Annotated in this window: 12 protein-coding genes; all 12 read left to right on the forward strand. The window is 63.1% G+C overall.

Annotation, left to right across the window (positions count from 1 at the left end):
- Nucleotides 1-18 precede the first annotated feature (18 nt).
- The 12 genes from BM269_RS21175 (at nucleotide 19) to BM269_RS21230 (ending at nucleotide 11,844) form a co-directional block, all read left to right on the forward strand.
- Nucleotides 19-939 carry a MotA/TolQ/ExbB proton channel family protein gene (locus tag BM269_RS21175; protein WP_211482733.1) on the forward strand — a complete coding sequence of 307 codons (921 nt, stop codon included), beginning with the start codon at nucleotides 19-21 and terminating at the stop codon, nucleotides 937-939.
- Between the two features lie 4 nt (nucleotides 940-943).
- The gene (locus BM269_RS21180; RefSeq protein ID WP_090441649.1) at nucleotides 944-1,369 is read left to right on the forward strand and encodes an ExbD/TolR family protein; all 426 of its coding nucleotides are present in this window, start codon (nucleotides 944-946) and stop codon (nucleotides 1,367-1,369) included.
- Between the two features lie 54 nt (nucleotides 1,370-1,423).
- Nucleotides 1,424-1,846, forward strand: a complete 423-nt coding sequence (locus BM269_RS21185) for an ExbD/TolR family protein (protein WP_090441651.1) — start codon at nucleotides 1,424-1,426, stop codon at nucleotides 1,844-1,846.
- A gap of 84 nt (nucleotides 1,847-1,930) precedes the next feature.
- Entirely contained in the window at nucleotides 1,931-3,142 is a 1,212-nt protein-coding gene (locus tag BM269_RS21190; protein WP_229204730.1) for a tetratricopeptide repeat protein, read from the forward strand.
- Nucleotides 3,143-3,243: 101 nt separating this feature from the next.
- The gene (locus BM269_RS21195) at nucleotides 3,244-4,194 is read left to right on the forward strand and encodes a bifunctional riboflavin kinase/FAD synthetase (RefSeq protein ID WP_090441657.1); all 951 of its coding nucleotides are present in this window, start codon (nucleotides 3,244-3,246) and stop codon (nucleotides 4,192-4,194) included.
- 11 nt (nucleotides 4,195-4,205) lie between these two features.
- Nucleotides 4,206-7,070 carry an isoleucine--tRNA ligase gene (ileS, locus tag BM269_RS21200; RefSeq protein WP_090441660.1) on the forward strand — a complete coding sequence of 955 codons (2,865 nt, stop codon included), beginning with the start codon at nucleotides 4,206-4,208 and terminating at the stop codon, nucleotides 7,068-7,070.
- A 50-nt stretch (nucleotides 7,071-7,120) separates the two neighbouring features.
- A complete protein-coding gene (lspA, locus tag BM269_RS21205) occupies nucleotides 7,121-7,633 on the forward strand; it encodes a signal peptidase II (RefSeq protein WP_090441664.1) in 513 nt (170 codons plus the stop codon).
- A gap of 10 nt (nucleotides 7,634-7,643) precedes the next feature.
- Nucleotides 7,644-8,864 carry a bifunctional phosphopantothenoylcysteine decarboxylase/phosphopantothenate--cysteine ligase CoaBC gene (coaBC, locus tag BM269_RS21210; RefSeq protein WP_170860448.1) on the forward strand — a complete coding sequence of 407 codons (1,221 nt, stop codon included), beginning with the start codon at nucleotides 7,644-7,646 and terminating at the stop codon, nucleotides 8,862-8,864.
- Nucleotides 8,861-9,310 (forward strand): dUTP diphosphatase, encoded by a 450-nt coding sequence (gene dut / locus BM269_RS21215; protein WP_090441670.1) that lies wholly within the window; start codon nucleotides 8,861-8,863, stop codon nucleotides 9,308-9,310. Before coaBC ends, dut begins: the two co-directional genes overlap by 4 nt.
- 10 nt (nucleotides 9,311-9,320) lie before the next feature.
- On the forward strand, nucleotides 9,321-10,430 hold the full coding sequence (locus BM269_RS21220) for a M48 family metallopeptidase (protein ID WP_090441674.1): 1,110 nt from the start codon (nucleotides 9,321-9,323) through the stop codon (nucleotides 10,428-10,430).
- Nucleotides 10,427-10,816, forward strand: a complete 390-nt coding sequence (locus tag BM269_RS21225; RefSeq protein ID WP_090441677.1) for a surface-adhesin E family protein — start codon at nucleotides 10,427-10,429, stop codon at nucleotides 10,814-10,816. Before BM269_RS21220 ends, BM269_RS21225 begins: the two co-directional genes overlap by 4 nt.
- A gap of 20 nt (nucleotides 10,817-10,836) precedes the next feature.
- Complete coding sequence (locus BM269_RS21230; protein WP_090441681.1) at nucleotides 10,837-11,844, forward strand: XdhC family protein; 1,008 nt, start codon at nucleotides 10,837-10,839, stop codon at nucleotides 11,842-11,844.
- The last annotated feature ends 47 nt before the right edge of the window (nucleotides 11,845-11,891 follow it).

Consider the following 11,891-nt stretch of genomic DNA (forward strand, 5'->3'; position numbering starts at 1 on the left):
TTCAAATTTGGAGGAAGCATGTTTAAGAATACCCGTTTGTCCGCTGTACTGGCCGCTGTGCTGTTCTCGGTGACCGCAGCTACCGCCCTGGTAAGCGCCCCAGCCATGGCTGACGCGCCTGCCCCGGCAGCCGCTACGGCTCCAGCCGCTGACGCACCTGCAGCGCCAGCAGCCGACGCGGCAGCCGCTCCAGCAGAAGCCGCAGCCGCTCCAGCTGCCGCCGCTGCTCCAGCTGCTAAAGAAGAAGTCGAAAACCCATTCGGTATCGCCGCTGTGTGGGAAGCCGGCTTCGTTGCTCGTGCTACCCTGATCATCCTGTCGATCATGTCGATCGGTTCCTGGTACATCATCGTGACCAAGATCTTCGACCAACAGAAGATCTTCAAACAGCAGAAAGAAACCGCTGCCAAGTTCTGGAAAGCATCCTCGATCGCTGCCGGCACCGCGACCCTGACCGAAGGTTCCCCATTCCGCTTCATCGCTGAATCCGGCACCAAGGCAACCGCTCACCACGACGGCGCCCTGCTGGAACAAATCGACCTGTCGACCTGGGTCACCATGTCCATCCAGCGCGCTGTTGACAAAGTGCAGTCCCGTCTGTCCGACGGCCTGTCCTTCCTGGCAACCGTTGGTTCGACCGCTCCGTTCATCGGCCTGTTCGGTACCGTGTGGGGTATTTACGGCGCGCTGACCAACATCGGCATGACCGGTAACGCATCGATCGACAAAGTGGCTGGCCCAGTGGGTGAAGCGCTGATCATGACCGCGTTCGGTCTGCTGGTCGCAGTTCCTGCAGTTCTGGGTTACAACTGGCTGCTGCGTCGTAACAAGACCGCCATGGAAGATGTACGTTCGTTCTCCGCTGACGTGCACTCCGTGCTGATCTCCGGCGCAATGTCCACCTCGAACGCTGCTGCTTCGTCGAAAAAAGTAGGTTAATACCATGTCGATGTCCGTAGGCTCCGAAGGCGGAGACGACAGCTTCAACAGTGAGATCAACACGACGCCGCTCGTGGACATCATGCTGGTGCTGCTGATCATCTTCCTGATCACGAGCCCGGTCGTTCTCAAACTGCAGAAGATCAACCTGCCGGAAGAGATCAACCAGGCAATCCAGACCAAGCCAGAGAACGTCAACATCGTTGTTAACAAGGATGGCGACATCTACTGGAACCAGAAGAAAATGCGCGACGCCAATGAGCTGTTCGATTTTCTGAAAGAGGAAGCTGTGAAGGTGCCTCAGCCTGAAGTTCATGTCCGCGGCGACAAAGACGCGAAGTATGAATCGATCGGCCGTGTGATCTACACCACCCAGCGCGCTGGCATCCAGAAGGTCGGTTTCATTACCGAACCACCTGATAAGATGTAAGAACAAGCCGCCCCTGGCTGTCACGGGGGCGGCCTTCTGAAAAGGAAACAATTCATGAGTATGAGCGTAGGTAGCTCCAGCGGCGAAGCAGAACCGATGATGGAAATGAACATGACGCCGATGATCGACGTCATGCTGGTTCTGATTATTCTGCTGATCATTACCATTCCAAAAGCGAACCACTCGGTCAACCTGAACATGCCGGTCGGCACCCCGCCACCGCCAACCAAGGAACCTGTGGTCGTGACCATCGACGTTGACTTCGACGGCACCATCCTGTGGGACAACGTGGTCGTACCTGACCGCCCTGCCCTGGAAAACAAGCTGATCGCCGTAGCGGCACAGGCTGACCAGCCTGAAGTGCACCTGCGCCCGAACAAGCTGGTTAACTACAGCGTGGTGGCAGGCGTGATGGCGTCGGCCCAGCGTCTGGGCGTCACCAAGATTGGTCTGGTCGGCAACGAGCAGTTCCAGTAAATAATTGGGCCAACACACCCTTTATTTTCCCAAATAGGCAGGTTATCCTGCCTATTTCGCATTTTGAAGAAAGAAAATCACCCCATGATTAAGTTTCGTCTCGCACATTTTGGCCTGGTAATGGCCGCAATCGGTTTCAATGCTGCCGTTCCAATGATGGGTGTTTCGTCCATCGCCTATGCCGAGAACGTGCGCGCTGAAGTGGGTAAGCCACTGCAGGAAGCGCAGAAGCTGGCCTCCTCCGGCCGTTACAAGGAAGCCCTCGCGAAACTGAAGGAAGCCGATGCAGTCGGCGGCAAGTCGGAACTGGAAAAATTCCAGATCGAATACACCCGTGGCTCGGCCGCGACCGCTGCCGGCGAGAACGAAACCGCGGCCCGCGCATTCGAACAAGTGCTGGCTTCCCCTAAGCTGTCGTCGGCACAAGCACCCAAGATTACCGAAGCCCTGGCCAGCATCTACCTGCGCGCCCGCGACTATCCAAAGGCGATCACCTACATCCAGAAGGTGCTGAAGGATAATCCGAACAACTCGCAGATGCGCGAGCAGCTGATCCAGACTTACTACCAGAGCGGCAAGCTGAACGAAGCGGCCAAGGAACTGCAAGGCGCCAAGTCCGAAGGCAGCCTGCAGATGCTGGCCAACATCCAGCTGAAGCAGAACGACAAGGCCGGCTACGTGCAGACCCTGGAAAAGCTGGCGGCGTCCTATCCGAAGGCATCCTACTGGGCTGACCTGCTGAACCGCGTGGTGGGCAAGCCAGGCTTCTCCTCGTCCCTGAACCTGGACGTGATGCGCCTCAAGCTGGCCCTGAAGCAGATCGCCAAGCCGGCTGAATTCATGGAAATGGGCCAGTTGTCCCTGCAAGCGGGCAATGCCGCTGAAGCGCTGAAGATCGTCGACGAAGGCTACAAGAAAGGTGCCCTGGGCACCGGCGCCGACGCCGGCCGCCACCAGCGCCTGAAAGACCTGGCCGCCAAGACCCTGGCCGACCAGCAGAAGAACGCCGCCACCCAGGAAGCCAACTTCCGCAAGGAAAAGGATGCCGACGGCCTGGCCAACCTGGGCTACGCCATGGTTTCCGACGGCAAGGCCGATGGCCTGAAGCTGATGGAAGAAGCGATCAAGCTGGGCACCGGCCGCAAGCCGGAAGAAATGAAGCTGCACTACGGCGTGGCGCAGTACATCGCCGGCAAGAAGGCTGCTGCAGTCAGCACCCTGAAGTCGGTGAAAGGCAGCGCCGGCGAGCCGGAACTGGCCCGCTACTGGACCATGTACATTAACAACCCGGTCTAAGCAAAGCCGGGCTGAGCCAAGAAAAGCGCTGCCTGCACCCGCAGGCAGCGCTTTTTGTCTTTCAGCACGTATAATCAAGCATTTACGCCAAGCAAACCAGCATGAAGGTATTTCGCGGACTCCCCAATGCAGCGGCGCGTGCGCCCTGCGCCCTGACGATCGGCAACTTCGACGGTGTCCACCGCGGCCACCAGGCGTTGCTGGCGCGCGTGCGCGCGGCCGCCGATCGCCTCGGGCTGGAATCGGCCGTGATGACCTTCGAGCCGCATCCGCGCGAATTCTTTGCCCGCAAGATGGGCGATCTGTCGAAAGCCCCGCCGCGCATCGCCAACCTGCGCGACAAGCTGCAGGCGTTGGAAAACAATGGCGTGGACCGCGTGATCGTCGAACACTTCTGCGACGCTTTCGCCGGCCAGTCGCCGCAAAGCTTCGTGGAGAAGGTGCTGGTGGAAGGCCTGCACGTGAAATGGCTGATGGTGGGCGACGATTTCTGCTATGGCGCCAGGCGCGCCGGCAATGTCGCCATGCTGGCCGAAGCGGGCCGGCAATACGGCTTTGAGGTCGAAGTGCTGCCGACGGTGCGCAATGGCGAGAACCGCATCTCCTCCTCCGCCGTGCGCAGCGCGCTTTCCGAGGGCGATTTCCCGCATGCGCAGGCGCTGCTGGGCCACCCTTACTCGATTTCCGGCCACGTGATCCACGGCGCCAAACTGGGACGCGATATCGGCTTCCCGACGCTGAACCTGCGCGTGCCGCACCGCCCTGCCCTGTCCGGCATCTTCATCGTGCAAGTGCACGGCCTGGACGGAAAGCCGCTGCCGGCCGTGGCCAGCCTGGGCGTACGCCCGACGGTGGAAGACGCCGGCCGCGTGCTGCTGGAAGTCCACGTTTTCGATTTCGCCCGGAATTGCTACGGCAAGGTGGTGCGCGTCGAATTCCTGCAGAAGATACGTGACGAAGAAAAGTTCGTTGACCTGCCAACCCTGGTCAAAGCCATCGAGCGCGACGCCGACCAAGCGCGCGCCTTCTTCGCCACCCGAAACAAAAACTAACGTTATTTATCATGTCCGACAACAAAGCAAAGAAGCCTGAAAGCAAATACCCGGTCAATATGACCGAAACCCCATTCCCTATGCGCGGCGACCTGGCCAAGCGCGAACCGGGCTGGGTCAAGCAATGGCAGGACAAGAAGATCTACGAACGCGTGCGCAAGGCTTCCGCCGGGCGCCCGAAGTTCGTGCTGCATGACGGTCCCCCGTACGCCAACGGCGACATCCACATCGGCCACGCCGTCAACAAGATCCTGAAGGACATCGTGGTCAAGTCGCGCACCCTGTCCGGCTTCGACGCGCCGTATGTGCCGGGCTGGGACTGCCACGGCATGCCGATCGAGATCCAGATCGAAAAACTGCACGGCAAGAACCTGCCGACCGCCGACGTGCTGGCCAAGGCCCGCGCCTACGCGCACGAGCAGGTCGAGCGCCAGAAGAAGGACTTCATCCGCCTGGGCGTGCTGGGCGAATGGGACAATCCTTACCTGACCATGAACTACGGTAACGAGGCCGACGAGCTGCGCGCCCTGGGCAAGCTGCTGGAAAAAGGCTACGTCTACCGCGGCCTGAAGCCGGTGAACTGGTGCTTCGATTGCGGCTCCGCGCTGGCGGAAGCGGAAGTGGAATACCAGAACAAGCGCGACCCGGCCATCGACGTCGGTTTCGCCTTCCATGAACACGACAAGCTGGCAGCCGCCTTCGGCCTGCCCGCCCTGCCGGCCGGCGACGGCTTCGTGGTGATCTGGACCACCACCCCCTGGACCATCCCGTCCAACCAGGCCCTGAACATGCACCACGAGGTGACCTACGCGCTGGTGCAGACCGAGCGCGAAGGCAAGCCCCTGCTGCTGATCCTGGCCAAGGACCTGGTGGCATCCTGCCTCGAACGCTACAAGCTCGAAGGCAGCGTCATCGCCACCGCCACCGGCGACAAGCTGGCCGGCATCTCCTTCAAGCACCCGCTGCACGCGCGCGACGCCTTCTACGACCGCCTGTCGCCGGTGTACATCGCCGACTACGTGACCACCGAGAGCGGTACCGGCGTGGTGCACTCGGCGCCGGCCTACGGCCAGGACGACTTTGTCTCCTGCAAATCGCACGGCATGAAGGATGACGACATCCTGAAGCCGGTGATGGGCGACGGCAAATACATCCCTTCCCTGCCGCTGTTCGGCGGCATGGGCATCTGGGAAGCCTCCAAGCCGATCTGCGAAGCGCTGCGCGAAGCGGGCGCCCTGTTCGAACTGAAGATGTTCGACCACAGCTACATGCACTGCTGGCGCCACAAGACCCCGATCGTCTACCGCGCCACTTCGCAGTGGTTCGCCGGCATGGACATCCAGCCGCTGGACGGCGGTTCCACCCTGCGCGAAACCGCGCTGGAAGGCATCGAAGCCACTGAATTCTTCCCTGACTGGGGCAAGGCGCGCCTGCACGGCATGATCGCCAACCGTCCTGACTGGACCCTGTCGCGCCAGCGCCAGTGGGGCGTGCCGATGGCCGTGTTCGTGCACAAGGAGAGCGGCGAGCTGCACCCGCGCACCGCGCAATTGCTGGAGCAGGTGGCCAAGCTGATCGAGCAAGGCGGCATCGAAGCCTGGCAGGCGCTGGATCCGGCTACCCTGCTGGGCGCGGAAGCCGAGCACTATGTGAAAAACAAGGACACCCTGGACGTGTGGTTCGACTCCGGCTGCACTCACCAGACCGTGCTGCGCGGCTCGCACCCCGAGCAGTCGCACTTCCCGGCCGACCTGTACCTGGAAGGCTCGGACCAGCACCGCGGCTGGTTCCACTCCTCGCTGCTGACCTCCTCGATGCTGAACGGCCGCCCGCCGTACAAGGCGCTGCTGACCCACGGCTTCGTGGTCGACGGCGAAGGCAAGAAGATGTCCAAGTCGATCGGCAACACTGTCGCGCCGCAGAAGGTGTCCGACACCCTGGGCGCCGACATCCTGCGCCTGTGGGTGGCCGCCACCGACTACACCTCCGAGCTGTCGATCTCCGACGAGATCCTGAAGCGCGTGACCGAATCGTACCGCCGCATCCGCAACACCCTGCGCTTCCTGCTGGCCAACACCTCGGACTTCGATCCGAAGGCGAACGCCGTGCCGGTCGCCGAACTGCTGGAGATCGACCGCTACGCGCTGGCCAATATGGCGGCGCTGCAAGCCGACCTGTCGCGCCACTACGAGCGCTACGAGTTCCACCCTGTGGTGTCCAAACTGCAGAACTTCTGCTCCGAAGACCTGGGCGGCTTCTACCTGGACATCCTGAAGGACCGCCTGTACACCACCGCGGTGGATTCCAGGGCGCGCCGTTCGGCGCAGACCGCACTGTGGCACATCACCCAGTCGTTGCTGCGCCTGATGGCCCCGATCCTGTGCTTCACCGCCGAAGAGGCGTGGGCCTCGTTCGCCGGCGAAGAAAGCTTCAAGGCCAGCGACGAAACCATCTACACCCAGACCTGGTGGCAGTTGCCTGAACTGGCGGACGCGCAAGCCCTGATGGCCAAGTACGCGACCATCATCGCGGTGCGCGCCGACGTCACCAAGCAGCTGGAAGAACTGCGCGGCTCCGGCGCGATCGGCTCCTCGCTGCAGGCGGAACTGGAGATCAAGGCCTCGGGTGACAAATTCAAGGTGCTGTCCTCGCTGGACGACGACCTGAAGTTCATCTTCATCACCTCGCTGGCCAAGGCCGTCGAAGTGGCAGCCGAAGCCGATGAAGCGGTCAACGTGGCCGCATCGACCGCGCAGAAGTGCGAGCGCTGCTGGCACTACCGCGCCGATGTGGGTGCGCACGCCGATCATCCGGGCCTGTGCGGCCGTTGCCACTCCAACCTGTTCGGCGCCGGCGAGTCCCGCAAGTTCGCCTGATAAGGCTTTGCCGCCGCGCTGCTGCGCGGCGGCCCTCACCTCGAATCTACATGGCCACCAAAAAGACTACCACCTTCAGCAGCAAACCCGCTTCCGGCAGCATGGCCCCATGGCTGGGCATCGCCTTCTTCATCATCCTGCTGGACCAGCTTTCCAAGATCACGATCAACAAGCTGTTCGTGTACGGCGAAGAAAAGGTCATCACCAGCTTCTTCAACCTGGTCCTGGCCTACAACAAGGGCGCCGCATTCAGCTTCCTGGCCAATGAAGGCGGCTGGCAGCGCCACCTGTTCACCGCGATCGGCGTCTTCGCAGCGCTGTACATCATCTACCTGCTGATGCGCCACAGCGGCCAGCGCATGTTCTGCTGGGCCCTGTCGCTGATCCTGGGCGGCGCCGTGGGCAACGTGATCGACCGCATCTGGCACGGCCATGTGATCGACTTCCTGGATTTCCACTGGAGCGGCTTCGGCCACTTCCCGGCCTTTAACATTGCCGACACCGCCATCTGCATTGGCGCCGCACTGTTCGTACTGGACGAACTGCGCCGCGTGAACAAGTAGGAGCCGTATCATGGAACTGACTGGCAAGAAAATCGTCCTGGGCCTGTCCGGCGGGGTGGCCTGCTACAAGGCCGCTGAACTGTGCCGCGCGCTGGCCAAGGAGGGCGCTTCGGTGCAGGTCGTGATGACCGACGCCGCCACCCATTTCATCACCCCGGTGACGATGCAGGCGCTGTCCGGCAAGCCGGTGTTCAGCAGCCAGTGGGATCCGCGCGTGAACAACAATATGGCCCACATCGACGTCACGCGCGACGCCGATGCCATCCTGATCGCGCCCTGCTCCGCCGACTTCATCTACAAGCTGGCGCACGGCGTGTGCGACGACCTGCTGTCGACCATGTGCCTGGCCCGGCCGAGCCGCGTGCCGCTGCTGATCGCCCCCGCCATGAACGTTGAGATGTGGTCCAACCCGGCCACCCAGCGCAACGTCGAGCAGGTGCGGGCGGACGGCATCACCGTGTTCGGCCCGGCAGCCGGCGACCAGGCCTGCGGCGAAGTTGGCCTGGGCCGCATGCTGGAACCGGAACAACTGCTGGCGGAAATGATCGCCGCCTTCCAGCCGAAAGTCCTGGCGGGCAAGCGCATCCTGGTGACCGCCGGCCCGACCTTCGAAGCCATCGACCCGGTGCGCGGCATCACCAATCTCTCTTCCGGCAAGATGGGCTATGCCGTGGCGCGCGCCGCGCGCGAAGCCGGCGCGGAAGTGACCCTGGTGTCCGGCCCGACCGCGCTGGCAACGCCATTCGGCGTCGAGCGCCGCGACGTCAAAAGCGCGCAGCAGATGTTCGACGCCGTGATGGACCATATCGGCGGCCAGCACGTGTTCATCTCCGTCGCCGCCGTGGCCGACTGGAAGGTGGTGAACCCGAGCGTGCAGAAGGTCAAGAAAACCGGCGACGGCAGCGTACCGGAACTGAAATTCGAACAGAACCCGGACATCCTGGCCAGCGTGGCCACCCGCACCAGCCTGGCCGGCTGGCCTTATTGCGTCGGCTTCGCCGCCGAATCGGAAAACCTGATCGAATACGGCGCCAGCAAACGCGAACGCAAAGGCATCCCCCTCCTGGTCGGCAACATCGGCCACAACACTTTCGGCCAGGACGACAACACCATCATCCTGTTTGACGAAAACGGACACACCATCCTGCCGCGCGCCGACAAGCTCACGCTGGCGCGCCAACTGATTTCCGAAATCGCCAAACGCATCGACAAGAACTCGCTATTCCAATGAAAACTGTAGACGTCAAAATCCTCGACCCGCGCATGAAAGACCAGATGCCGGCGTATGCCACTGCTGGTAGCGCAGGCCTCGACCTGCGCGCCTGCATCGAGGCGCCGCTGGTGATCGAGCCCGGCCAGACCGTGCTGGTGCCGACCGGCCTCGCCATCCACATTGCCGATCCAGGCTACGCCGCCATGATCCTGCCGCGCTCCGGCATGGGCCACAAGAACGGCATTGTTTTGGGGAATCTGGTAGGCTTGATTGACTCCGATTACCAGGGACAATTGATGGTGTCTACCTGGAACCGGGGCTTCAACACGTTTACGCTGAATCCCATGGAGCGCCTGGCGCAATTGATCATCGTGCCCGTGCTGCAGGTTGGCTTCAATGTTGTCGAAGACTTCGAAGCGAGCGACCGCGGCGCCGGAGGTTTCGGCAGCACTGGCAAGCACTGAGGAAAAATTTATGGCAGTAGAGCAACGCAATCACATCCCTTCGCCGGCCCGCCGGCTGACCTGGCCCGCGATTGCGGCCACGCTCCTGCTCTCTGCCTGTTCCACCCTCCAACCCGGCAGCGAGCCTGCCGCACCGGCGCAGCCGATGCCGCCGAGCGCGCCTGCCGCGCCGGTGGTGACGCCGCAAATGCAGGCCGCGCGCGACAACCTGAAAGTGATTGCCGGCCTGCAGGAACGGCTGTATCGCATCGCCGCCCCGCTGTTGATCAATAACGCCGACCTGTGCAAGGCGCAAGCGCGCAACCTGCTCGGCTTCACTGCCAAGAACAAATACTCCTACCCGGGCGAATACGCCGACGCTTCAAGCGCCGTGCTGGGCTACGATGAAGTGCTGCAAGTGTCCAGCGTGCTGGCCGGCAGCGGCGCCGCCAAAGCCGGCCTGCGCAAGGGCGACGACCTGGTAGCCGCCGGCGGCAAGCCGCTGCCGCGCGGCCGCGATGCCGAAAGCAAGGCCGCTGCCGTCTTTGGCCCGCTGACTGCCAACAGCGCCATGCTGAACATGACCATCGCCCGCAATGGCGCCAACCAGACCCTGAACGTGCCCGTCACCCGTGCCTGCGCCTTCCGCGTGGACCTGGGCAACTCGGACAATGTGAACGCCTACAACGACGGCAGCCGCGTCATGCTGACGCGCGGCATGATCAACTTCGCGCAAAACGATGAAGCGGTGGCTTACGTGCTGGCGAAAGAACTGGCGCATAACATCCTGGGCCATGCCGGCACCATGCGCAGCACGGCCACCATGGCCAGCATCATCGACAACCTGGCGTCCGTGCGGCCCGACCTGACCATGCTGGTCGGGACTGCCGGCGTGCGGCCGATGCCGGCCGATTACGACATTGCAGCCGACAACCTGGCGCTGTACATGCTGGCGCGTGCCGGCTACAACATCGGCAACGCGCATAGCTTCTGGCAACGCCTGTCCGGCCAGTATCCCGCCACCGCGCTGAACGGCTACACCGCGATCCATCCCAGCGTCACCGCACGCCTGGCCGCGATGGACCGCAGCGTTTCCGAAATCAAGGCCAAGCAGGCCGCCAAGCGCCCGCTGCTGCCATGAAAACGGCAGTCCTGCTGCTCGCCCTGGCGCCGGCCGTGGCGCTGGCGGGACCCTGGACCACCATTGCCAAGGAGCAGGACAGCACCCTCCTGCTCGACCGCAAATCGGTGCGCAGCGTTGCGGAAGGCCGCCAGGCCTGGACCATGGAAACCTTGCGCAAGCCGCAGACTGCGCCCGACGGCAAGATGTATCTTTCAGTGCGCTCGCTGCACCTGTACGCCTGCGACGCCGGCACCCGCACCCTGCTCAGCCAGACCTTCCACGCCGATGTCCTGGGCAAGGGCGAACCGGTCGGCACCTTCAAGTACGAAGCCTACGATCCCGAAACGATCGCACCCGACAGCCTGCCCGGCAAGGCCATGCAGGCCGTCTGCAAAAAGCGCTGACCCTTGCTATAGTTCGGTGCATGGACAGCATCGACCTCGAAGTACTCAAGACTTGCTCCGCCTGGCTGGCAGCGGGACACCGCTGCCAGCTGGTCACAGTCATCCGCACCTGGGGCTCCAGCCCGCGCCCGGTCGGCGCCACCCTGGCCATCTGCGACGATGGGCGCGTGGTCGGCTCAGTCTCCGGCGGCTGTATCGAGGACGACCTGATCGAGCGCGTGCGCGAGGAAGGCATTGTGCGCGAATTGCCCGAGGTGGTCAGCTACGGCATCACCGCCGACGAAGCCCACCGCTTCGGCCTGCCCTGCGGCGGTACCATCGAACTGGCACTCGAGCCCCTCGGCCCGCACAGCCGCATCGACGACTTGCTGGGACGGCTGGCCGCGCACGAACTGGTGGCGCGCACGCTCAACCTGGGCAATGGGACGGTCACCTTGGAACGCGCCCGCCCCGGAGCGGTGCTCGAGCACGGCGGCGAGCTGCTGGTTACCCAGCACGGCCCGCGCTGGCGCTTGCTGATCATCGGCGCAGGCCAGTTATCGCGCATGCTGGCGCAGATTGCCGCAGCAATGGATTACCACGTCACCGTGTGCGACCCGCGCGAAGAATACCGCGCCGGCTGGGCCCTGCCCGAGGTGCCGCTGGTGCACGCCATGCCGGACGACCTGGTGCTCGAGATGCAGCTGGACTCCCGCAGCGCGGTGGTCGCGCTGACCCACGACCCCAAGCTGGACGACATGGCCCTGATGGAAGCGCTCAAGTCCGACGCCTTCTACATCGGCGCGATCGGCTCGCGCGCCAACAATACGAAACGGCGCGAACGGTTGCTGCAATTCGACCTGACGGAAGCGCAGATTGCGCGCCTGCACGGCCCGATCGGCCTGTACATCGGCAGCAAGACGCCACCGGAAATCGCCATCTCCATCCTGGCCGAAATGACAGCGGTCAAGAACGGCGTCCCCGACGTCCTGCAGATCAACCACGCCGCCGCCCTGGCCACCGCCCCCGGCCCCGCCTGCCCGACATGAATTCAACAGCAAGAACCGGCTTGCCACAGCCCAGCCCGTGTCCCATC

Source organism: Duganella sp. CF458 (assembly GCF_900113115.1).
In the GTDB taxonomy this organism is placed as follows: domain Bacteria; phylum Pseudomonadota; class Gammaproteobacteria; order Burkholderiales; family Burkholderiaceae_D; genus Rugamonas.

Excerpts from the sequence above, each read along its gene's own strand:
- BM269_RS21175 (WP_211482733.1), top strand. The coding sequence starts at position 19 with ATGTTTAAGAATACCCGTTTGTCCGCTGTACTGGCCGCTGTGCTGTTC.
- BM269_RS21180 (WP_090441649.1), top strand. The coding sequence starts at position 944 with ATGTCGATGTCCGTAGGCTCCGAAGGCGGAGACGACAGCTTCAACAGT.
- BM269_RS21185 (WP_090441651.1), top strand. The coding sequence starts at position 1,424 with ATGAGTATGAGCGTAGGTAGCTCCAGCGGCGAAGCAGAACCGATGATG.
- BM269_RS21190 (WP_229204730.1), top strand. The coding sequence starts at position 1,931 with ATGATTAAGTTTCGTCTCGCACATTTTGGCCTGGTAATGGCCGCAATC.
- BM269_RS21195 (WP_090441657.1), top strand. The coding sequence starts at position 3,244 with ATGAAGGTATTTCGCGGACTCCCCAATGCAGCGGCGCGTGCGCCCTGC.
- ileS (WP_090441660.1), top strand. The coding sequence starts at position 4,206 with ATGTCCGACAACAAAGCAAAGAAGCCTGAAAGCAAATACCCGGTCAAT.
- lspA (WP_090441664.1), top strand. The coding sequence starts at position 7,121 with ATGGCCACCAAAAAGACTACCACCTTCAGCAGCAAACCCGCTTCCGGC.
- coaBC (WP_170860448.1), top strand. The coding sequence starts at position 7,644 with ATGGAACTGACTGGCAAGAAAATCGTCCTGGGCCTGTCCGGCGGGGTG.
- dut (WP_090441670.1), top strand. The coding sequence starts at position 8,861 with ATGAAAACTGTAGACGTCAAAATCCTCGACCCGCGCATGAAAGACCAG.
- BM269_RS21220 (WP_090441674.1), top strand. The coding sequence starts at position 9,321 with ATGGCAGTAGAGCAACGCAATCACATCCCTTCGCCGGCCCGCCGGCTG.
- BM269_RS21225 (WP_090441677.1), top strand. The coding sequence starts at position 10,427 with ATGAAAACGGCAGTCCTGCTGCTCGCCCTGGCGCCGGCCGTGGCGCTG.
- BM269_RS21230 (WP_090441681.1), top strand. The coding sequence starts at position 10,837 with ATGGACAGCATCGACCTCGAAGTACTCAAGACTTGCTCCGCCTGGCTG.